This is a genomic window from Filomicrobium sp., assembly GCF_025698805.1.
GTDB classification, from domain to species: domain Bacteria; phylum Pseudomonadota; class Alphaproteobacteria; order Rhizobiales; family Hyphomicrobiaceae; genus Filomicrobium; species Filomicrobium insigne.
The window spans coordinates 107644-129435 of the sequence record NZ_JAILWT010000003.1 but is presented as its reverse complement, the minus strand read 5'-3'; the positions used below and the strand labels follow the sequence as shown (position 1 = coordinate 129435).

General features: G+C 58.4%; 20 protein-coding genes. 18 read left to right on the top strand and 2 right to left on the bottom strand.

Annotation, left to right across the window (positions count from 1 at the left end):
* The first annotated feature begins 119 nt into the window (after positions 1-119).
* The 8 genes from kdsA to K5845_RS08000 all read left to right on the top strand — a co-directional run bounded on the left by kdsA (position 120) and on the right by K5845_RS08000 (position 9497).
* Positions 120-977: a 3-deoxy-8-phosphooctulonate synthase gene (gene kdsA / locus K5845_RS08035; protein WP_197540918.1), complete on the top strand. Its 858-nt coding sequence runs from the start codon at positions 120-122 to the stop codon at positions 975-977.
* 187 nt (positions 978-1164) lie between these two features.
* A complete protein-coding gene (tkt, locus tag K5845_RS08030) occupies positions 1165-3177 on the top strand; it encodes a transketolase (RefSeq protein WP_287958758.1) in 2013 nt (670 codons plus the stop codon).
* Positions 3178-3243: 66 nt separating this feature from the next.
* Entirely contained in the window at positions 3244-4446 is a 1203-nt protein-coding gene (locus tag K5845_RS08025) for a phosphoglycerate kinase (RefSeq protein ID WP_090229241.1), read from the top strand.
* A 206-nt stretch (positions 4447-4652) separates the two neighbouring features.
* Positions 4653-5282: a c-type cytochrome gene (locus K5845_RS08020; RefSeq protein WP_052743940.1), complete on the top strand. Its 630-nt coding sequence runs from the start codon at positions 4653-4655 to the stop codon at positions 5280-5282.
* Positions 5283-5325: 43 nt separating this feature from the next.
* Positions 5326-6159 carry a sulfur oxidation c-type cytochrome SoxA gene (gene soxA, locus K5845_RS08015; protein ID WP_046478720.1) on the top strand — a complete coding sequence of 278 codons (834 nt, stop codon included), beginning with the start codon at positions 5326-5328 and terminating at the stop codon, positions 6157-6159.
* 193 nt (positions 6160-6352) lie between these two features.
* Entirely contained in the window at positions 6353-7153 is an 801-nt protein-coding gene (locus K5845_RS08010; RefSeq protein WP_046478717.1) for a cytochrome c biogenesis CcdA family protein, read from the top strand.
* Positions 7150-7980: a bifunctional hydroxymethylpyrimidine kinase/phosphomethylpyrimidine kinase gene (gene thiD, locus K5845_RS08005; RefSeq protein WP_244464928.1), complete on the top strand. Its 831-nt coding sequence runs from the start codon at positions 7150-7152 to the stop codon at positions 7978-7980. The genes K5845_RS08010 and thiD overlap by 4 nt, the downstream gene beginning before the upstream one ends.
* 248 nt (positions 7981-8228) lie before the next feature.
* Positions 8229-9497 (top strand): MFS transporter, encoded by a 1269-nt coding sequence (locus K5845_RS08000; protein ID WP_287958757.1) that lies wholly within the window; start codon positions 8229-8231, stop codon positions 9495-9497.
* Positions 9498-9500: 3 nt separating this feature from the next.
* On the opposite strand, the gene dgcA is transcribed toward K5845_RS08000, so the two are convergent.
* Together dgcA and K5845_RS07990 are read right to left on the bottom strand one after the other, a co-directional pair.
* Positions 9501-10481 carry an N-acetyl-D-Glu racemase DgcA gene (dgcA, locus tag K5845_RS07995; protein WP_287958756.1) on the bottom strand — a complete coding sequence of 327 codons (981 nt, stop codon included), beginning with the start codon at positions 10479-10481 and terminating at the stop codon, positions 9501-9503.
* A gap of 59 nt (positions 10482-10540) precedes the next feature.
* Positions 10541-13747, bottom strand: a complete 3207-nt coding sequence (locus K5845_RS07990) for an apolipoprotein A1/A4/E domain-containing protein (RefSeq protein ID WP_052743941.1) — start codon at positions 13745-13747, stop codon at positions 10541-10543.
* Positions 13748-14116: 369 nt separating this feature from the next.
* Between K5845_RS07990 and K5845_RS07985 the strand changes: the two genes are divergently transcribed.
* From K5845_RS07985 to K5845_RS07940, 10 genes are all read left to right on the top strand, one after another.
* On the top strand, positions 14117-14467 hold the full coding sequence (locus K5845_RS07985; protein ID WP_287958755.1) for an Hpt domain-containing protein: 351 nt from the start codon (positions 14117-14119) through the stop codon (positions 14465-14467).
* Between the two features lie 202 nt (positions 14468-14669).
* Positions 14670-14990, top strand: coding sequence for a 2Fe-2S iron-sulfur cluster-binding protein (locus K5845_RS07980; RefSeq protein ID WP_046478704.1), 321 nt, complete (start codon positions 14670-14672; stop codon positions 14988-14990).
* A 65-nt stretch (positions 14991-15055) separates the two neighbouring features.
* Positions 15056-16105, top strand: coding sequence for an NAD(P)/FAD-dependent oxidoreductase (locus K5845_RS07975; protein ID WP_287958754.1), 1050 nt, complete (start codon positions 15056-15058; stop codon positions 16103-16105).
* A gap of 193 nt (positions 16106-16298) precedes the next feature.
* On the top strand, positions 16299-17960 hold the full coding sequence (locus K5845_RS07970) for a GMC family oxidoreductase N-terminal domain-containing protein (RefSeq protein WP_287958753.1): 1662 nt from the start codon (positions 16299-16301) through the stop codon (positions 17958-17960).
* A gap of 84 nt (positions 17961-18044) precedes the next feature.
* Positions 18045-18368, top strand: coding sequence for an ArsR/SmtB family transcription factor (locus K5845_RS07965; protein WP_046478698.1), 324 nt, complete (start codon positions 18045-18047; stop codon positions 18366-18368).
* Complete coding sequence (locus tag K5845_RS07960) at positions 18365-18784, top strand: SRPBCC family protein (protein ID WP_287958752.1); 420 nt, start codon at positions 18365-18367, stop codon at positions 18782-18784. Before K5845_RS07965 ends, K5845_RS07960 begins: the two co-directional genes overlap by 4 nt.
* Positions 18785-18848: 64 nt before the next feature.
* Positions 18849-19076, top strand: coding sequence for a hypothetical protein (locus K5845_RS07955; protein ID WP_287958751.1), 228 nt, complete (start codon positions 18849-18851; stop codon positions 19074-19076).
* 6 nt (positions 19077-19082) lie between these two features.
* The gene (locus K5845_RS07950) at positions 19083-19586 is read left to right on the top strand and encodes a DUF1801 domain-containing protein (protein ID WP_287958750.1); all 504 of its coding nucleotides are present in this window, start codon (positions 19083-19085) and stop codon (positions 19584-19586) included.
* Between the two features lie 149 nt (positions 19587-19735).
* Positions 19736-20323 (top strand): YceI family protein, encoded by a 588-nt coding sequence (locus tag K5845_RS07945; RefSeq protein ID WP_287958749.1) that lies wholly within the window; start codon positions 19736-19738, stop codon positions 20321-20323.
* Between the two features lie 288 nt (positions 20324-20611).
* Positions 20612-21652, top strand: coding sequence for a hypothetical protein (locus K5845_RS07940; protein ID WP_287958748.1), 1041 nt, complete (start codon positions 20612-20614; stop codon positions 21650-21652).
* The last annotated feature ends 140 nt before the right edge of the window (positions 21653-21792 follow it).

The window sequence follows — 21792 nt, the reverse complement described above, 5'->3', positions numbered from 1 at the left end:
TATTCAGTGGGATTTGTGCAACATAGTCCGTGGCGTTCGCACGAAATTGCGATGTGGGGAACAGCTGCGGAGCGATTAACGCTCTCGTCATGGCGCGACACGGGCGCTATAAGTCCGCCATGTCCATGCACCCACCCCGTCCTAATAGCTCCGTCTCGATTGCGGGCGTCACGCTAGCCAACGCAGCTCCGATTGCCGTATTTGCTGGCCCGTGTCAGATGGAAAGCCGTGAACACGCGCTGGAATGTGCTTCCGCGCTAAAAGAGATCGCCGAGCGGCTTGGCATCGGCCTGATCTACAAGTCGTCGTTCGACAAGGCTAATCGTACGTCGTTGAGTGGCAAACGGGGCATGGGGCTCGCAGCTGCGCTCCCCGTCTTCGCAGAGATCCGAGAAACCTTGGGTCTTCCCGTTGTGACAGACGTACATGAACCCGAGCAGTGCGCCGTGGTTGCCGAAGTCATCGACGTTTTGCAGATCCCGGCCTTTTTATGCCGCCAGACGGACCTGTTGATTGCCGCCGCCAAGACGGGCCGGATCATCAAGATCAAGAAGGGGCAGTTCCTTGCTCCTTGGGATATGAAGAATGCGGTCGACAAAGTCGTTGGGTCCGGCAACGCCAACGTCCTTCTGACGGAACGTGGCGCATCTTTCGGCTACAACACTCTCGTAAGCGATATGAGAGCCCTGCCGATCATGGCCGAGACCGGATGCCCTGTAATTTTCGACGCGACACACTCTGTACAGCAGCCTGGTGGCCAAGGCGCATCGTCGGGCGGAGACCGGCGATACGTGCCGGTTTTGGCTCGCGCAGCAGTAGCTGTCGGCGTCGCGGGTCTCTTTATTGAAACGCATCCAGATCCAGACCACGCGCCGTCGGACGGTCCCAACATGGTCCCGTTGTGCGACTTCGAAGCTCTCATGAAAGACTTGCAGGCGATTGATCGCGTGGTTAAGTCGGCACGCGCGCCGGTGTAAACCGGCACGCAAAGACACGAACTCATTCATTGAGAGTATGGGTGAAACCCGTATGCGGCCACTGTCGCCGCAGCCGCTAATATTGCATTGCCGGGCACAAAGTCTGATTGCAACGGCATAGACGCCCGCCCGCGACCTCGCTAAAGGTCGCCGATACGAGACCTGAGAGACCTGGAAGGGAGAGCAAATGAACGAGGCGCAGACCCGCACGGGCGCCACCGAAGCGGTCAGCCATGCCGACATGGCCAATGCCATTCGGGCCTTGTCGATGGATGCCGTACAGGCCGCAAAGTCCGGCCACCCCGGCATGCCGATGGGAATGGCCGATGTTGCCACCGTTCTTTACAGGGACGTTTTGCGCTTTTCCGCGAACGCTCCGGATTGGCCAAACCGCGACCGTTTCGTTCTATCGGCCGGTCACGGTTCGATGCTGCTTTATTCCCTGCTCTACCTCACCGGCTATCCGGGTATGACCATCGAGGAAATCAAGAATTTCCGCCAATGGGGCTCCAATACCGCCGGTCACCCTGAATATGGTCACGCCGCAGGCATCGAAACGACGACCGGCCCGTTGGGGCAGGGCATCGCTAATGCTGTCGGCATGGCCTTATCTGAGCGCTTGCTCAACGCGCGCGCAGGTAACGATCTCATCAATCACCACATCTATTGTATCGCTGGTGATGGCTGCCTCATGGAAGGCATTTCGCAGGAAGCGATCTCGCTCGCGGGCCATCTGCGTCTCGGCAAACTAATTGTGCTCTTTGACGACAACGGCATATCGATCGATGGGTCAACGAGCCTAGCTGTTTCTGACGATCAAGTTGCCCGGTTCGCGGCGAGCGGCTGGAATACGATGCGGATCGACGGCCATGATCCCGAGGCGATCAGCAAGGCGCTCGCCGCGGCGCGTGCGGACAGTTCCAAACCGTGGCTCATCGCCTGCCGCACCGTCATCGGATACGGCTCGCCAGCACGGGCTGGCACCGCCAAGGCCCATGGTGAACCGCTGGGTCCCGACGAAATCACTGCGACCCGAGAAAAGCTCGGCTGGCCGTATCAGCCCTTCGAAGTGCCCGAGGACGTCCTCAACGCTTGGCGGGCACTTGGGGCCGCTCACAAGGGCGAAGTTGAAGCGTGGGACAAGCGAGTAGCCTCAGCATCCTCTGATGTTCAGGCTCTGTTCGCCAAGCCAGTCGCCGAGCCGCGCGCGAAAGCCCTCGCAGCTGCCGTGACCGCCGCCAAAACACAGTTCGCGGCGGACGAAAGCCAGAAGGCAACGCGCGTCTGGTCGCAGCTGACGCTGGAACATCTCGTCCCTGCACTTCCCGAACTTATCGGCGGCTCCGCCGATCTGACGGGGTCTAACGGCACACGAACGTCTCACCATAAATCTGTGACGCCCGACGACTTTTCCGCGAACTACATTCACTACGGCGTCCGCGAACACGGCATGGCTGCCGCAATGAACGGATTGGCTCTGTCGGGAAGCATCATCCCTTACGGCGCCACCTTCCTGGTGTTTACGGATTATTGCCGTCCTTCAATCCGCCTGTCCGCGCTGATGCATCAACGCGTCATTTACGTCATGACGCACGATTCCATTGGTCTTGGCGAAGACGGGCCGACTCACCAGCCTGTTGAGCACCTTTCGGCGCTGCGTGCGATTCCCAATTTGCACGTTATGAGGCCGGCAGATGGCGTCGAGACCGCCGAATGTTGGGAACTCGCCATCGGCGCCACGAAAACTCCAACGATCCTTGCTCTTTCGCGTCAGGGCGTGCCGCGTCTGCGAACCGATGCAAGCAGCGTAAACCGTTGCGCGAAGGGTGCCTACGTTCTCAATGAGGCCGAGGGAGCACGTGACATCACTCTCATCGCCACGGGTACAGAAGTCGACCTCGCACGCAGTGCAGCCAAGCAGCTGGCAGAACGCGGCATCAAAGCGGCCGTCGTATCTATGCCATCGATGGAACTTTTCCGGGCTCAGGATGACGCATACCGGGAGGAGACCTTAGGCGCTGCACCGCGCATCGCCATCGAAGCTGCAATTGCTCAGAGCTGGTACGAGTGGCTGCGCCCTGGCGACCGTTTCGTTGGCCTCAAAGATTTCGGCGCATCCGCGCCGGCCGGTGAGCTCTACAAGCAATTTGGCCTGACCGCGGACCATATCGCCGGCATTGCCACTGAACTCGTCAAATAAACAAACGAGAGGCGCTTGTGCGGGATCCCGGCAAGCGCCTCAGAAAAATATGCGCAGGGCGGGAAAATGGACTTTTCAAAACTGAGAACAACCGAAGGCCTCGACGTCGACGGGAAGCGCGTCATGGTGCGCGTAGATCTCAACGTGCCCTTGCGCGATGGCGTTGTCACCGACGCAACTCGTATTGTCCGCATCGCCCCCTGTTTGCTCGACCTCGCGTCGCGCGGCGCCAAGGTTATCGTCATCTCCCACTTCGGCCGCCCGAAAGGTAAGCCTCTGAAAGAGTTCTCCCTCGTGCCCGTAGCCGGGCGAATGGGAGAGGTCCTGCAGAAACCCATCCGTTTCGCTGCAGACTGTATTGGCCCGGAGGCGCGCGATGCCGTTGAACACCTTGCGCCTGGCGATATCGCGCTTTTTGAGAATCTGCGGTTCCACCCAGGGGAAGAAGCCAACGATCCCGCATTCGCCCAAGAGCTGGCGCGAAACGCAGATATCTTTGTTGGCGAAGCATTTTCCACCTCACATCGTGCTCACGCATCGACGGAAGCAATTACGCATTTGCTGCCCTCCTACGCAGGGCCTCTGATGCTTGAGGAAATCAACGCGCTGCGAGCCGCGCTCGAAGAACCGAAGCGACCGACGGTAGCCGTTGTTGGAGGCGCAAAGGTCTCGACCAAGATACCGATCCTCACGCACCTCGTTGCAAAGGTGGACAAGCTGATCATCGGTGGCGGTATGGCCAACACGTTCCTTCAGGCCAAGGGCGTGGAAGTCGGCAAATCCCTTGCGGAGCCAGATTTTCACGACACAGCCCGTCAGATCATGGCCGCTGCAGCGGAGAGTGGCTGCGAGATTCTTCTGCCCGATGACGCCGTAGTGGCGCGAGAATTCAAGGTGCAGGCGGAATGCAACACGGTCCCGATCGACGCCGTACCAGCCGACGCCATGATCCTCGACGTTGGCCCAAAATCGGTTGCCCACCTGACTCACGTCCTCGGCAGCTGCCAGACGTTGTTATGGAATGGCCCCCTGGGCGCCTTTGAAATCGAACCCTTCGGCGAAGGAACGTTCGCACTTGCTAGAGCCGCCGCGGCCCTAACGAAGGCTGGCGCCCTGGTTTCCGTTGCAGGCGGCGGCGACACCGTCGCAGCATTGAACGCTGCAGGTGTGGGTAAGAATTTCACCTACGTATCGACAGCAGGCGGCGCGTTCCTGGAGTGGCTGGAAGGTCGCGAATTACCAGGCGTCGCCGCTCTTCTGAGCGAATAAAACGCACGTTGCGACACGCTTCGGTTCGACAACGTTTGCAATAGAATTGTGCAACACTGAAATACGGCTAAACTCACCCCCACGCCAATCACAGACCGCCGTTATGCCCGATTGACGATCTGCCAATGGATTTTCGGCAGGTTTCGTTGGATATATAGGAAAACGTCGGCGCCAAAGTGCGCAGGGATAAAGGGGAGGATTGCCGAATGGTACGTATTGCAATGGCCGTGCTGGCCGCGGCGATGTTTGGATTCGCCATTCCAGCATCGGCACAGACTGCGCCAACCGCAGCTAAGGATGCACCGGCTGCTGCGGCAAAGAGCGAAGCAAAGGCACCACCGAAGGCTAAAGACCGTTGCCAGGATGGCGAACCCTCCGAGGTCGCAACATATAAAATCAGCAAGGGCGAAACGCTCGAAAAGGCAATCAACGAACCGCTCGATGGGAAGACGGGCGATGCCGATAAAGGTCTGGGATGGATGGCGCATCGGCGACTGGGTAACTGCCTCGCCTGCCACAAGATCTCCAAGGTCTTGGCCATGGCCGAAAAGACCCCGAGCATTAAGGTCACGGCTCTGAATGGCAAGACATCATCCATGCCTCTCGGCATTCACGGAGAAATCGGCCCTCCGTTAGACGGCGTAGCTAACCGCTACACCGAGGGCGAACTACGCATGCTGGTTGTCGACCCAAAGACGGCGTTCCCCGACACCATCATGCCGGCCTTTCACAAGAACTCCGGTTTCACGCGTGTTCACCCAGATTGTCAGGGCTTGGCGATCTTCAACGCTCAACAGGTTGAAGACGTTGTGGCGTTCCTGAAAACGCTGAAGTGACAATGACACACAGACCGATGTGAGCTGTGGGAGGATAACGAAGATGAATATTTTCAAATCAATTGCACTTCCGGTAGCGATCTTAGTGGCAGCAAGCTTTGCGGGTGTTGGCGCGCTGTCCGCAGCGGATGGGGTGACCGAGGCGGTTAAGCCAGCGTCTAAGGACAATCCGCTAAAAGAGCTCTGGTCCGGAAAAAAATGGGCATCGGAAACGACGCAGGAAATGCAGGACGACGAGTTCGCAAATCCGTCGGGACCCTGGCAGGCCATCGGCGAGGAAGAGTGGAGCAAAGTCGAAGGCGAAGCAGGTAAATCCTGCGCCAGCTGCCACGACGACGCAGCGCAATCCATGAAAGGTGTGGGCGCGCGCTATCCCGTCTACTTCGAACCGTGGAAGAAGATGATGGTGCTCGAACAGCGCATCAACTACTGCCGCGAAAACAATATGAAGGCAAAGCCCTACAAGTGGGAAAGCGATCAGATGATCGGCATGATGATCCACGTTAAGTCGCAATCGCGCGGCATGCCGGTGGACGTCAAGATCGATGGGCCCGCAGCCCCCTTCTTCGAAAAAGGCAAAGAGTTCTACTATCAGCGGCGTGGCCAGCTCGACATGGCTTGCAAACATTGCCACGAGGGCAACTACGGCCAGCACATCCGCGCAGAGACCCTGAGCCAGGGGCAGTCCAACGGCTTTCCAACCTACCGGCTGAAGTGGCAAAAGCCCGGGACGCTTCATCGTCGTTTCCGTGGCTGCAACGAACAGGTGCGGTCCAAAGCTTTCGACCGCGGCTCCGACGAGTACGTCAATCTGGAGCTTTACTTGGCTTGGCGCGGTCAGGGACTGCCGATCGAAACACCATCCGTCAGGCGCTAAGACCCAATGGGCACACCGTGAGTTACGACCGAAAGGTCCAAACTCACGCACAACTCCCGGCGAAGTGATGGGCGCAGTGTTGCGCCCGTCTCGCGCCGCATACATAAGCTTGCGACCGCTGAACACGTTGTGAGGGCCGGCGGATTTATTGCAGTTGCTCAGATAATCGAGCGATCGGGGAGAATGGTGCGGGATGTTTGCCGACCTACACATCTATCTGGGCGTTGCCCTTGCGGGCCTTGTCAGCTTCCTAAGTCCATGCGTCCTGCCGCTTGTGCCGCCTTACCTTGGGTATCTCGGTGGCACAACCATCGATCAGATGACGGCGGAAAAAGGCCTGGAAGCTCGGGTGTGGCGTCGCGTCGTGGCAGCCTCGATATTCTTTGTTCTGGGGTTCACCACCGTTTTTGTCGGCTTGGGCGCCGGCGCATCGGTTTTTGGTCAGCTCATCCAGGCACATAAGAGCACGCTATCGATGATCGCCGGTGTGGTGATCATTCTCTTCGGGCTTCATTTTCTCGGCATTTTCAAAATCCCGTTCCTGTACGCTGAAAAGCGCTACCATGCAGAAATGACAGGCGCGAGTTTCCTTGGCGCCTATCTGATTGGACTGGCATTCGCCTTTGGCTGGACCCCATGCGTCGGCCCTATTCTGGCAACTGTCCTCGCGGTCGCCGCCAATGAAGGGACACTTGGTGCCGGGGTCAGTCTACTTCTGGCTTATTCGCTAGGGCTTGGCGTGCCGTTCATCCTGGCAGCCGTCGCGATCCGACCATTCCTGTCATTCATGCAGCGCTTTCGTCGCCATCTTGGCGTCGTTGAAAAAGGAATGGGTGTGCTATTAGTGCTCACCGGCGTCCTGTTCCTAACTGGCTCCATGAATTTCTTCGGTCAATGGATGCTTGAAACATTCCCTTGGCTTGCACAGGTGGAAGCGTGGGCAACGCCGGATTCGTTGCAGCATGACATCATGAAGAAGAGCTTGGAGAATTGATCGACCACGCTAAGACGCCGGCCGTCGCTCTGACGATTGCAGGATCTGATAGTTCCGGGGGCGCCGGCATACAGGCCGACCTGAAGACCTTCACCGTTCTTGGGGTTTACGGCGCTTCTGCGATTACTGCGCTTACCGCACAAAACACCGTTGGTGTTCGAGGAGTTCACACAACGCCGGTCGAGTTCCTCAAAGCGCAGATTGCCGCCGTCCTTGATGACTTGAAGGTCAATGCCAGCAAGATCGGAATGTTGGCCAACGCGGAAATCATCAAGACCGTCGCCGCCGCGATTGAGACCTACCGGCTTCATCCCATTGTCCTTGATCCTGTCATGGTGGCGACGAGCGGCGATCGATTACTTGCAGCCGACGCAATCGCAGCGCTACGCGAAGAGCTAATCCCGCGCGTGGATCTGCTGACGCCGAACCTGATTGAAGCGGCCGATTTACTTCAAGAACAGCCGGTTGAAGACATCCATGCCGTTGAAGATCAGGCCCGCCGGCTCTTGAAGCTCGGCTGCGGCGCTGTGCTGATTAAAGGTGGTCACGGCAGCGGCGACGTCGCGATCGATCTATTGGTCGATAAAGCAGGCTGCCAGATCTTCGAGCGGCCGCGCCTCATAACGCAAAACACCCACGGCACTGGATGCACCCTGTCTGCAGCCATCACAGCCTATCTTGCGATGGGGCAAGACCTCAGAAGCGCGGTAGGATGTGCGAAAGAGTTTGTCTGGCATGCGCTGGAAAGCGCTACGCAGCAAAAGCTGGGGCACGGATCAGGCCCGCTTGACCACATGCACGCCCTTGGCACGCGCACCTGCATGTGACCTGTTTGCATCGCCGCCCAACCGCTTTGACACTAACTGTGCAGTTAGACTTGAATCTCCCGCACAATCCAGCAGATTAACCAGCGTCAGTTTCAGATCGCCAACGTAGATCTGATGGGGGCTGACGGGGGAGGCTGGGAGCGCCGAAAAGGCCGCACCTCGGCAAAGAAAGCCGGTTCGGAGATACTCCGGGCCGGCTTTTTACATTAATTACAAATCGGGCCGTTTAATCTGGAACGTTATCCGATTTGGACGGATCGCCCGCGACACCTCACATTGTAAGCATGCACCGTCCTGCAAAGCCCAAACCGCAAACTCCACCTCACCTGTCCACCGGCTATGCGGTGCGCGTCTCCGTTTTCTTCGGAGCCCTCTTTCTCATCTACGGCGTATATCTCCCTTACATGCCGTTGTGGCTGAAGGGGCAAGGCCTCAGCGTCGGCCAGATCGCGATCATTACAGCCACGCCCTACATTCTGCGTGACCTCGTGACGCCAGCTGTCGCGTTCTATGCGGACCGGACAGCAAACCATCGCCGGACCATCATAATGCTCGCCTGGATCGGCGTGGCTGCGACGTTGGCACTAAGCCAGACGTCGGGGTTCTGGCCGATATTGATCTTCGCCGTTGCGGCCTCGATAGCGATGACGACCACCATGCCGCTGACCGAAGTGATCGCACTGCACGGCATGAAGACGACAGGTTACGACTATGGCCGCGTGCGTTTGTGGGGATCGCTGACGTTCGTCGTGGCAAACGTCGGCGCAGCGGAAGTCATTGCCCGAACAGGTAGCTCCAGTGTGGTTTGGATGCTGGCGGCAGCGTTCGCAATAACGTTGATAGCGGCGCATTTTCTTCCCAGAGCGGATCGCGATATGTCGCAAAGCGAAGGCACACACGCCTTGAGCTTAGGCATGGCCGCACGACTGGCTGTGACACCACTCTTCGTGTTGTTCCTCATAGCAGGAGGCACTGTTCAGGCCGCTCATGCAACCTATTACACCTTCGCGACCCTCCACTGGACAAGCCAGGGTATTACGCCGCTGATCATAGGAGCGCTCTGGGCATTGGGCGTAATCGCGGAAGTGGTGCTCTTCGCCTTTTCAGGTCGCGTCGTTGCCTGGATCGGCATTCGTGGCCTTCTCATCACGGCAGCCGCCAGCGCCGTCATCCGATGGACCGCCATGAGTGTTGATCCGCCGCTTTGGGCGCTTTTCCCGCTGCAACTTCTTCATGGCATGACATTCGGGGCCGCCCATATCGCTGCCATTCACTTCATGTCGCAAGCGGTACCCGAAAAATTGGCAGGTACGGCACAGGCGCTTTATGCGAGCGTGGGCATGGGGCTCGCAATGGCCATCGCGACACTCATCTCTGGTGTTCTCTATGAGCGCTTCGCCGGTGGCGCTTATCTCGGAATGGCTGGCCTTGCGGCGCTCGGGCTCATAGCCGCTTTGGCGATGGCACGTCTCTGGCGTGGTGGCTATGTCATTGAGCTCCACATCCAAAAAGCGTGATCATCAGCCCCACAAATCGGGAGACGCGGGCGTGATCCAACCATCGCGAATGGCAAGTCCGTGCGGCCGGTCTTCGGCCAGGAGCAAGGGGCCATCGAGATCGACCCAATCTGCCCCTTGCGCAAGGATCAGGGCAGGAGCCACGGCCAACGACGTCGCCACCATTGATCCGACCATAATCTTGAAACGCTTTGCGCGGGCGGCATCTCGCATCGTCAACGCTTCGGTAAGTCCCCCGGCCTTGTCGAGTTTGATATTGACCGCGTCGTAGCATCCGACAAGTCGGCCGAGATCGGAAGATGTCAGCGCGCTTTCATCAGCGCAAACAGCCACGGGTCGTTGAACCTGGCTCAGAACGTTATCGCGACCCGCTGGCAACGGCTGCTCGATCAACTCAACGCCGACATCCGCCGCAACGGCCATCAAGCCGGAGAGCGCGTCAACAGCCCATCCCTCGTTCGCATCGATGATCATGCGGGCGTCAGGTCGAGCGTCACGCACGGCGCGCATGCGCTCAGCGTCACCATCTGCACCCAACTTGAGCTTGAGAATATTCAGATGCGCCACGCGTCGGGCTTGCTCCGCCATCGCAGACGGGCTGTCCAGCGACAGCGTGTAGGCTGTCTCCACCGGCCGAACCTCGGGCACGCCAGCCAATTCGGAGACAGCAACGCCCGCACGTTTGGCTTCAAAATCCCAGAAAGCACAATCTAACGCATTACGCGCTGCGCCCGCTGGCATCGCGGATTGTAGCTCTTCGCGACTGCGAGCATGACACGACTTGATCAGATTAAGTGATGCTTCGACGTCTTCTCCGTAGCGCGCATAAGGCACGGCCTCACCGCGCCCGCAGACCTCGCCGTCACTAATATGGGCAACGATGACACGCGCTTCGGTTTTAGCGCCGCGTGAGATGACGAATGCTTGCGCAAGCCGCCAATCCTCTGCTGCGGCATTAATGCGAAGCTTGCCATTGTCCGCCATGAGGCTAGGAAATCCGAATTGGGTCCAGCTGAAGCAGAGACGCGATTACGGCAACGGACTTAACCCAGCCGCCCGCTCGCATGACCAAGGAATAGATACACCCGGCCCATCTCAGAGACGAGATGGCTTTGCAAAAGCCGCCCGCTGGGATCACGCTGTTCGGCGTCGCGCAGCGTGCGCTCGAAGTCTACCAGGAACCGGCTCACGGCTTGCTGTAGCTCCGCGTCGGAATGGTAGCGGCGAGACAGCTCATCGAATGCAGACCGCGCAGCGCCATTGTACATGCTCGGTACCATGATGCCGCGCTGGCCGGCGCGCAAACGTTGCCAGATGGCTGACGCGGTTGCCGGGTCGATTGCGTGCACCATCAGTTCGACATCTGGAAGCACAGGGCCGCTGCGAGGTGCGACCGGGGCAGCCTCATGAGGTGCGCTAGCTTCTTCTTCTACCGAAGCGCGCTTGAGCAGATCTCCTAGAGCCCAGCGATCGCCCCCAGCATCATACTGTGAAGGCGAAGAACCTGTAGCTACGGGGAGGTTTGCACCACCGCCTTGCCGGGCAGGACCGCCAGGCTGTTGCGAATGGCCCTGAGCCGGGGTATGCGCGGTTTGAACTTGTGATTGCATTTCTCGCGCGAGGCTCGACGTAAGGCTCGAAAGTTGGCGCTCTGAAGCGAGCCGACGTTCTCCCCCAGCTTCACCGGGCCGGGCGGCATTTTGCGGTGTCGAGACGTCGCGCTGAGAGGCTTCTCGCGTCGTGAGCTGAGACAATTGCTCGAGGGCACGCAGCTGGTCTTGCAGCGCCCGGCGCATAGCCTCCGCACTCTCTTTTGTGCTCGTGGGAATGCTGGCGAGTTCCGCTTGTAAACGCGCCTGTTCTTCCTCGATAGCCTGCGTGGCTTGCTGCGCGCGTTCCCGCAATTTCTCGGAGCTCACATCGAACTGCGTTGACAGGTTGCCGAGATGTGAGGTGACTTCGCGAGAGACTGTCGAAAAGCGCTTGCGAAGGTCCTGCAGCGCGCGCGTGCTTTCTGCGTCAGCTTCGGCCTTGAAGCGCCGAATGTCCTCCATGGCAGCGCGCTGTTGGGTCTCCGTACCCTTGCGCAATTGCTCCGCAGTTTCTCGGGCGCGGGCATCGGCTTCATTGAGTGAGCCGACGAGCGTCGTCGAGTAGCCTTCGATGAAGTTGGAGAATTCGTCAGCTTTCCCTGATAGACGATCGAGCGTATCGGAAAGCTCCGTGTGCCGCAGCTGCAGCGTGGAATCGATCTTGTGGTTCGCACTCTCCAACGCATTGGCCGCACGCATAATGGATTGGCCCTGGTTTTCGAAGCGATTGGTAACCGTGTTGATCTGGCCGAGCAGATTCTCCGATACGTTCTTGAGGAGATCCGACTGGTTCGCGAGCCCCTCGATCGCCTTGAGAGACTGGCGCGTGATGTTCTCGCTCGAACGGCGAACAGCGTTAATGCCTTGGGCCAGCGAGTCGTCGAAGTCGGCCGATTGCCGGGAGATCGTTTCGCGGAACGTTTTGGCGTGCGCATCGAGCGCAGTTGTCAGTGCATGAGCACGTTCACCCACCGCCTCGTCGATGGCTGACGTACTGCGCATGACGGACTCGTCAAACAAGCGCAGGCGCTCATTGAACGCATTGTCCAATGCGCGTGTACGTTGAACAAGCTGCGTGTCGAGAGCCTGGGCGCGATTTGAAAGCGTCGTGTCCAGCGCACGCGCGTATTCCTCAAACACCGCCTGGAGATTGTCGGTCCTTGTCGCAATCGACTCGTCGAGCGATGACATGTAATCGTCGAAAGCCTGCTGCATCTGCTCAGTACGCGAGCCCAACGCGGCAGCAAGACCAGCCGTGTAGTCCTCCAGCATACCCTGCATTTTTTGGCTGGTGTCGCCGAGGGTACTGCCGAGCTTGTCCGTATGATGCTCCAACGCGCCGCGGATTTCCTCCGAACGCGTGCCCAACGTGGCTCCAAGCTCCTTGGAGTGCTCTGCGAGAACTTCCTGAAGCTGCTCCGTTCGTGACGTCAGCGCGCTATCAAGAGCGGTCGTATACTGACCGATGACACCCTTAACTTCTTCTGCACGGGCACCAAGCGAAGTTTCCAACTTGCCTGCACTTTGGGCCAGGGACGATTCGAGACTCGTCAGGTTTTCTCCTGCACCCTGGATGATCGAAGCAAGCTTTGTCTGCTGTGCCGAAAGGCTCTCAATCAGAGCTGGAACCTCAGAACCCAGGGCCCGCAAGGTCACCGCAAAGTCGTCCCCCGTGCGAACAAGCGCACCGCGCTCGCTGGACAACTCGTTGATCAAACCACGAATTTTCTGTTCGTTCTCTTCGTAAGAGCGCTCCAGAGCCGTAACTTCGTTATGGACAAGCGCTTCCAATTCACCAGCGCGGCCCAGAGCACGGCTCACGGCGTCGTTCATGAAGGAGACCTGCCGGCGCACAGCCTGCCCCAACGACGCTACCGATTGCTCAGCCATGCGGTCGGGTTCGGCAAGCCGCACCGCCACTTCCGCCATGGTTGAGGAGCGCAAACGCAATTCCTCTGAGCGCCACGCCAAAAGCGCGAGGAACCAGATTACGGCGATCGGAACCGCTACAGCCGTAAGCATCAGGAAGGTTGTGGGCTTGGAGAGCACGCGCAGCAGCGTCTCACCTTGGTCAAGGTCTGCTGACAGCGTCAACCAAAGGAACGCCGTTCCCAACACGACCCATACGACACTTGCGATGGTCGCGTACTTGAAGGGCTTTGATGATGGCGTCTGCTGGAGTGCGAAGATAAGCCCGCCGATAGACGGCGCATCATCGTTGGCCGCCATACGGCCACGGACGGGACCAGCGGGGCGCCGGCGCGCAGCACGCCGGCGAGGAGCCGTCTCCGGATCCTCCCGCTTTGGCGCAGCCGAGCTGGATGCGTCAGGCGCATCCTGGAGTGGCGGCGGAAGCGGCGGCTTCGCCGGCGCGTCGTCGCCCTCGGATGGAGAATTCTTTGGCAGAGATGTTTCGGATTTCGCCGCCGCTGCGGAAACTGAATTGGTCATAGGCGAGTCGGAAACATCCTTAGTTTCACCGGGGTTGAACTCCCCGGTTGGAATGGGCAGAGGCGGCGGCAGGGATACGGCAGTATTGCCAACCGTAGCCGAACTCACCGTAGCCAATCGCGCCTCTAGGCTTGATGAGCGTGGTTTGCCGGCGTCGGCCTTTGCCGCGCCTGAACCCTTGAGGTTATTTTGCTTGTCTTTTGCCATCCGCCCGTCCGAATGGAATCGCAGTCCCTCAGCAATCCCTCACGAAGCAGGATAGTCAATCAGCCAGACAGGCTCAAACAGCTTGTCGTGGTTGTACGCAGACGAATCTCGCCATGCACCTGAAGAACGCCCCACTCACACACCCCGTTAAAGTTTGAGTCTAGGAGGAATTTTGGGCAAAACCAAGATTATCCACGACTCCTTGGAGCAGACCCACAGTTAATGAAATCTACACCAGAGCACCCAAAATTGCGCAATCTCGTTTACCAGAAGTTACCAAACACGCGGCATGCTCCTCTAAATTGATGGTCCGCTTGAAGGCCTCCCAACCCTGCACCGAAGTGGAAGCGAATGAGAGGCTGAGCGTCTATGTCTCCTTTGGATGACACACCCTCCCCAGCGATAGATCTCGCATTTTTGCAGCGTTACACGCTCGGCGATGCAGATCTTCAAAAAGAAATACTTGAGTTGTTTGTTGCACAACTCGAAACATCTCTCGGCAAACTGAAAAGTGCCGAAACGGCGCAGGAGTGGCTACGCGCCGCCCATACCTTGAAAGGTTCGGCACGGACGGTCGGTGCTGGATCACTTGCAGATTCCGCTCAAGCCGCTGAATCGATTTCTGACCCTTCCGATCCGGACAGTCGCCATAAAGCCTTCGTGGTCATCGAGCGCGAGGCTCAAGCCGTTGCGGCCTTCCTCAGCGCACATAGACCGTAAAAATCACACCGCTCAGCAGCGCGCCATGCCGCCGCGCCGGCCGTCGTTGGACTTGATGTCAGGGCCATCGGCCGTTAAGTGTGGAGCAAGTCTTCCCAAGCTTATTTGCGCTGTTACCCGTCCGCTGGTTGCGTGTGGCGACAGGAGCGGCGCGCATCCGTGTGATCCTCAGTCTTAAACCGAATGGAGCCCGTGCCCGGTTATGGCGAAAATTACGTTCATCCAGCCCGATGGCAGCACTCAGGTCGTCGAGGCGACGCCGGGAACCACGGTGATGGAGGCAGCCAAACTGAACGGCGTGCCTGGAATTGAGGCTGAATGCGGTGGAGCCTGCGCCTGCGCGACCTGCCATGTCTACGTTTCTGACGATTGGCGCGAGCAGGTTGGCGCACCTTCGGAGATGGAAGAGGATATGCTCGACTTCGCCTTCGATGTCCGCGAGTCGAGCCGCCTGAGCTGTCAAATAAAGGTGACGGATGCATTGGATGGACTTGTGCTTTCTGTCCCCGCCAAGCAATTTTGATCTCATCTGCGATGTGACACCGGGGCGCCCTGCTTCGCTAGGCTATTGAAGAGAACGAGCAAGACATGGCTGCAATTGATACGTCGGCCGCGAACGAATTGATCGAAACCGATGTCGTGATCATCGGCGCTGGTCCGGTCGGCCTGTTTGCTGTTTTCGAGCTCGGACTTCTCGACATTCGTGCGCATGTCATCGACATCCTGGACAAGCCCGGGGGACAGTGTGCCGAGCTCTATCCGGAAAAGCCAATTTACGACATTCCTGCCCTTCCGATCGTTACCGGGCAGGAGTTGACCGACCGTCTGCTTGAGCAGATCAAGCCGTTCGAACCGACCTTCCATTTCGGTCAGCGCATCGACGAGCTAACGCGTCAGCCCGATGGGCGCTTCTTACTTAAGACGGATATCGGCAATCGCTTTCTCGCCAAGGTGGTCGTTATCGCCGCTGGTGGCGGGTCCTTCACGCCTAAGCGCCCGCCACTGGAAGGGATCGAAGGCTATGAAGGAACATCCGTCCACTACTCTGTTCGCCGAATGGAGGACTTCCGCGACCGCAAGATTCTCATCGTTGGCGGCGGAGATTCTGCGCTCGACTGGACCCTAAACCTTCAGCCGATCGCGAAAAGCCTGACGCTTTTGCATCGGCGCGACGAATTCCGCGGCGCGCCGCATTCGGTCGCCAAAATGCGCGAGCTGGTGGCCGGCGATCAAATGCAGCTGCGAATTGGACAGGTCACCGCGTTACAAGGCAGCGGCGGCCGGCTTGAAGGCGTCACAATCAAAACCAAGGAAGGCGAAGAACGTCTCGACGTCGATACGATGCTGCCCTTCTTCGGTTTGACGATGAAGCTCGGTCCCGTTGCGGACTGGGGCCTCAATCTCGAAGAAAACCTTATTCCGGTTGATACGGAAAAGTTCGAGACGAACGAGCCGGGCATCTTCGCCATCGGCGATATCAACTCCTATCCGGGCAAACTGAAGCTGATCCTGTCCGGCTTCCACGAAGCCGCGTTGATGGCACAGCAAGCACACCACATCATCTACCCGGATAAGAAGCTGCTGTTCCAATACACCACATCGTCCTCCAGCCTTCAGAAAAAGCTCGGTGTGCGCTAAAGGGCCAGCCCAGTACGAGCCCGCTCCGTACTAAGTCGGCAGTTCCGGAAAATATCCCGGGTAACGGTTTATTTTTGTCCACTCAAAACAAAGCTATTAGTCAAATTCGCTCGCACTGGTGGGCATCCGCGTCTCCGTGAACTACTTGTGGAAGGGACGAACGAGTTCTTTCCGAAGACGGATCACGCGGTTCATGGTCTTTGCAAACAGAACAATCGGCGATGCGATGCCAGCCTACGATGCGGTCGTCATCGGTTCTGGCTACGGCGGCGGCGTCGCCGCATCCCGCCTCGCGCGCATGGGGCTGCGCGTGGTGATCCTGGAACAGGGGCGACTTTGGCGTCCCGGCGACTTTCCGATCACGGCCAAGGCGCGGCGCAAGACGACACGGTTAACAGGCCGCGCACCGAGACTCGGTGATCCCACGGGCCTGTACTACCTCTCCGTTGGCAAAGGACTGACCGTGTTCGGCGCATCTGGGCTCGGCGGTGGATCGCTGATCAACGCCGGCGTTGTTCTGCGACCCGATCTGAACAGATTGCGCAAGGCCGGCTGGCCTGAGGCGGTCATCGGCGACGGACTTCTGCGCGAAGGGCTTTCCAGAGCAGAGACGATGCTGGGCGTCGCGCCAGTCCCTCATCCGCAGCGCTTTGCCAAATATGCCGGGATGCGCCGGGCGGCCGAAGCTGTCGGCTGCAAGGTTCAGTTGCCGCCCATGACGATCTCGCATCGTCCCGGACCGAACGCTGCGGGCGTCATGCAGTACGCCTGCAAGTACTGCGGAGACTGCTGGTCGGGGTGCAACGTAGGTGCGAAGAACACCGTTGGCATCACCTACATTGCCGATGCGGTGGACCATGGAGCGACGGTCCTTTGCGAGAGCCGTGTCCAGATGATCTCCAAGGCAGCAAACGGCTGGGCGGTCGTTGTCCAGGATCTGTCCGGCGAAAACGCTTGCGCGCCCAGGCGCATCGAGGCGCCGATCGTCGTTCTCGCTGCCGGCACGCTGGGCACCACGGAATTGCTTTTGCGCGCGCAGGAGCATGGCCTCAAACTTTCGGCAAAGCTGGGTGAGAATTTTTCAGCGAACGGAGACGACCTCGTCATCGCGAGCGGCCTTGACGAACCGGTCAATGCCATTGCCACGGGCTTCCCGTCTCAGGCACCACGAGGAGCCGCAACGGTTGGACCTCACAGCATGGCGCTGATCGATCTCGGCGACGATGATGGGCCGTTGTGGATTCACGACGGTACCATGTTGACCGTCATGGCCGGGCTCGCCCCCGTCAAGAATTTGCTGCAACTGAACATCACGCGTGCCCGTAAGCTTCTCAAGGACGGCATTTACGGCAACGAAATGAGCCGGACACAGCTCCTCTACGTCGTCGCGCATGACGACGCCAGCGGCCGCCTGAAACTTCAAAACGACCGCGTAATCGTCGACTGGCCAGGCTACAGCAGCGCACCGGAACGCCAAAGAGCGGAGCAGAAGGTCAAGGCGTTGATCGAAGGCGTCGGAGGCGTATTCAGCCCCAATCCGTTTACGATGAGGGCTTTCGGCGGCAACCGGATCATAGCCCACCCCCTCGGCGGATGTGGAATGGGTGACACGGTGGAGAACGGCGTCGTCGCACACGACGGTCGGGTATTTGACCCGGCAAAGGGACCCACAGGTGTTCACGATGGGCTTTACGTATGCGACGGCGCAGCCGCCCCATCCGCGATCGGCGTCAGCCCGCTCTTGACGATTACCGCGCTGGCGGAACGCGCGATGATATTGGTTGCCGAACGCCTCCAGAGAAAGCTCGACGTCACAGCCGCACCGCTGCGTCCGCTCCGCGATGCCGCGATGTAGGGAGTGCCGCTCCGAGCACCCGTTTGACTCACGTATAATCCAACGGTTATACGTCAATCCATAACCGCTGAGTTATGGATATCAATGTCGAACGCTCCCGACCAGCTCTTCAAAACGCTCGCCGATCCGACGCGGCGGGCCATCTTCGAGCGGTTGTGCCGCAACGGAGAGCAGACCGTCGGGGCGCTGACGGCACACGCGGGAATCTCACAACCGGCCGTCTCAAAGCATCTTGCAATCCTGAAGCAGGCCGGCCTGGTGCATGACCGCCATGAAGGCCGCCAAACGCATTACAGCGCCCAGGTTGAAGCGTTGGCCCCACTGATCGACTGGACAAGCCAGATGGCTGGATTCTGGGAGAGCCGGTTCGACGACCTCGAAGACTTACTGAGAAGGATGGATCAATGACCGAAACGCGTTCTGTCGCTGTCGAACGTGAGATCCCCCATCCGCCGGAAAAGATCTGGCGCGCGCTCACGCAACCGCACCTGATTGAGGAATGGCTCATGAAGAACGACTTCAATCCGGTCGTTGGTCACCAGTTCAATCTTCGCGGGGACTGGGGCGGGGTGCTGGACTGCGAAGTCCTCGCCATCGAGCCGAACAAGGCGTTGTCATACACCTGGAATTTTGCGCACGACGATGCGGCCTACAATCTCAAGAGCGTGGTGACCTTTACACTCACCCCCACAAGCTCAGGCACCCTGCTGCGCATGGAGCAGTCGGGCTTCCGGCCGGATCAGAAGCAGGCTTTCGGCGGCGCTCAAGCCGGGTGGCAGAAGTTCTTCGCGAACTTGGAGCAAGTTTTGGCGAGGACGGACTGAAGTCAGTTGGCTTGAAATGAATGCCGCCGCCAAACAGGTGCCTCACAATCAAAAGGAGCTTCGCATGACCCGGAACAATTGGATTCGGCAATTTCATCGCTGGGTGTCCATCATCTTCACGGCGACCGTCATCGCCAACTTCGTCGCCATAGGGCTGGGCGAGCCTCCCGCCTTCGTGGTCTACATGCCGCTGCCGCCGCTGTTCCTGCTTCTGTTGACCGGCCTGTATATGTTCGCGGCCCCATATGCCGCTAAGTGGCGCCGCGAAGGGCAAACCGTCGGGCAGGGATGATCGCGGATGGCTGACAAGACACCCAAGAAATCAGCGACGGCCGCGAAGAAGCCAGCAGCCAAGAAAACGACCAAACCGCCCAAGGCGATGCCGAAACCGAAGCCCGGCGAAGTCGTCCTGCTGTCAGGCGGCAATCCGCAAATCGCCAAGGGCTATGGTGATGCACCGGTCCAGGCTTACATCGCGGCCATGCCGGGCTGGAAAAGCGACGTGGGCCATCGCCTCGACGCGCTGATCGAAAGCGCCGTCCCTAACGTGAGCAAAGCCGTCAAATGGAACTCGCCGTTCTATGGCGTCGAAGGCGAAGGCTGGTTCCTCAGCTTTCACTGCTTCACGAAGTACATCAAAGTGGCGTTCTTCCGCGGCGCGTCTCTGAAGCCCACGCCACCGGGCACATCCAAGCAAAAGGACGTACGCTATCTCGACATCTACGAGCACGACGAACTCGACGAAGCGCAACTCATCGATTGGATAAAGCAAGCGAGTAAGCTGCCCGGCGAAAAGATGTGAATCGCCAATTTGTGAGCCGTGCGAACGACGGCAACTCAAAACCTTCGGCATGCAACAATTTCGACAAACCACGCATGTAAACCCCGATCCGGGATGAGGGAAAGCGCTGACAATGCGCCGCGATCACCGTTCGGATCGGGGGAAATGGAATGCGAAAACCTCATGCGTGGAAAGCCACGCTGCCGGCCATTGCGATGGCATTTGTGCCGGTCCAATTTGCTCAAGCCGAAAACTACATCATCGACAGCAAGCGCACCGAGGTGCGGTTCTCCTACGTGATGGCCTTCGCGACGCAGCGCGGCCGGTTCAGCCGCGTTGAGGGAAACCTGGAGTTTGACGAGCGCGCGCCGCAGAAGAGCCAGGTCTTTGCCAAGATCGCCACGGCAAGCGTCGAAACCGGACAGCCGATCATCGACGATACGCTGAAGGGCGCGGAGTTTTTCAACGCCAAGGCCGCGCCGACGCTCACCTTCCGCAGCCGATCGGTGAAGTCCACGGACGCGGACACAGCCCAGATCACCGGTGACATGACCATCAACGGGATCACGAAACCCGTCACGCTCGACGTCACGCTCACGAAGCACGAGAACCCGGCGCTCAAATACAGCAAGGGCAGAAAGCGGTTCGTTGGGAAGACCAAAATCTCTCGCAGCGCATTCAAGATGACCTCATACGCGGACATGGTCGCCGACGAAATCGGCATCGAAATTGATGCCATCGTGCGTCCGAAGCGTTAGGCTTTTTACACTAGGCGAGCAAGTGGTCAGGGAAAAGGTGCGCGTATTCTTTCCAATTTGACGGTCAAATTGGAGAGTCCGCTCTTGACCCATTGCCGACCTAATGGGGTGCAGTACGCGTGGGAACAGCGCCTCTCTCGCAATTGCGAACCTAAAAATAGGTTTAAATCTTGCTGGATTTGCCGTTTGCTGACAATCATCTGTTGATTGAGGGGCCCCGACAAATTTTGCGTGCCCGGTTTACAGGGCTCCAGAGTTTTCGTTCATCAAGCTCGAGCGAGGCCCATCTTGCCCGAACGGACAAGCACTCCCAAAGAAGCGCCGATTGGGATAATCCCGATACATTTCGACGTGCCTGAACATTACATCCCCTTTGATACTTTCGTTGAGACGGCTAGCCGGACCCGAACAATTGTTGACTCGCTCAACGAACAGATTTTCGGAGGAGAACTCCAATACGAGTTTGTTGTCTTTCCCCCTGAAGAGGGCACCTTCCTTGCCCGGCTAGGGGTCATTTTAATAGCTGGCTACGGTATTGCTTGGACACTCTCAGAAAGCGATGTCGGGAAAGCCTTCATTCGCGGACTTACTGGCCATGAGCCAGCCTATTATGCGGAACAGGTCGGAATTCAGCTCAAGGAGCTTCTGGAGGAAGGAACAGCGCCCTTAGAGCCCGACAGCGACCGACACGATGCTGCTTGTGACGAATTGATGAGCCGCATTGTCGTTGATTCAACCAAGTCGTTCTTGACTACAGACGTCCGCGCGCTGCGACGGGTTGGCGTGACCCCAGAGAGATTTCAAGAAGCCTACTCGGCGCGGAACGAATTTTATCAGGCGCTAGCGAGCGATCCAAAAGTGTTGGGCATTGGGTTCGATGAGACACCGTCGTTCCCAATCAGACGAAAGGATTTTGCTCTGATGCATGTGGCCGTTGTTCCCCTCGAAGCGACGACTCGGGAGATAGAATGGGAAGTAGAGCTGGCCTCTTTGAAGGTCACTTCGCCGAATTGGGATATGAAGGACGAGAAGCGCCCGTGGAAAGGAAAAGACCACCTCAATCACGACCGTTTCTTCAGGATTTATGATGCGCAGTTCTGGCGCCACGTTCATTCGAAGCGGCTGGATCCAGAAATAATTGATACGATTCTGGTGCAACTAGCTTACCCGAAGGGGCAACGTCGCACTGGCCGGGTGTTGCGAGTTTTGAAGTTCAACGACGTTGATCTGGGCCCTCCTCTTGACGACAACGCTCTCTCCGCTTTGCTTGGCTCGTATCGTAAACCTGACAAGCACGACGACTTGTTTAGCCCGGGCGTGAACCACTAATTGCTATCCAATAATCACGTTGGGCAGCGGATTGTTTGAGTAGATTGGAGGTCAGCTGCGCCCCCAAGAGGAAACCACGCCATCGAGTGAGCGAGAACCCGCTAGCCGGAATCAAGGACCGACACAAAGGCGCGCAATAC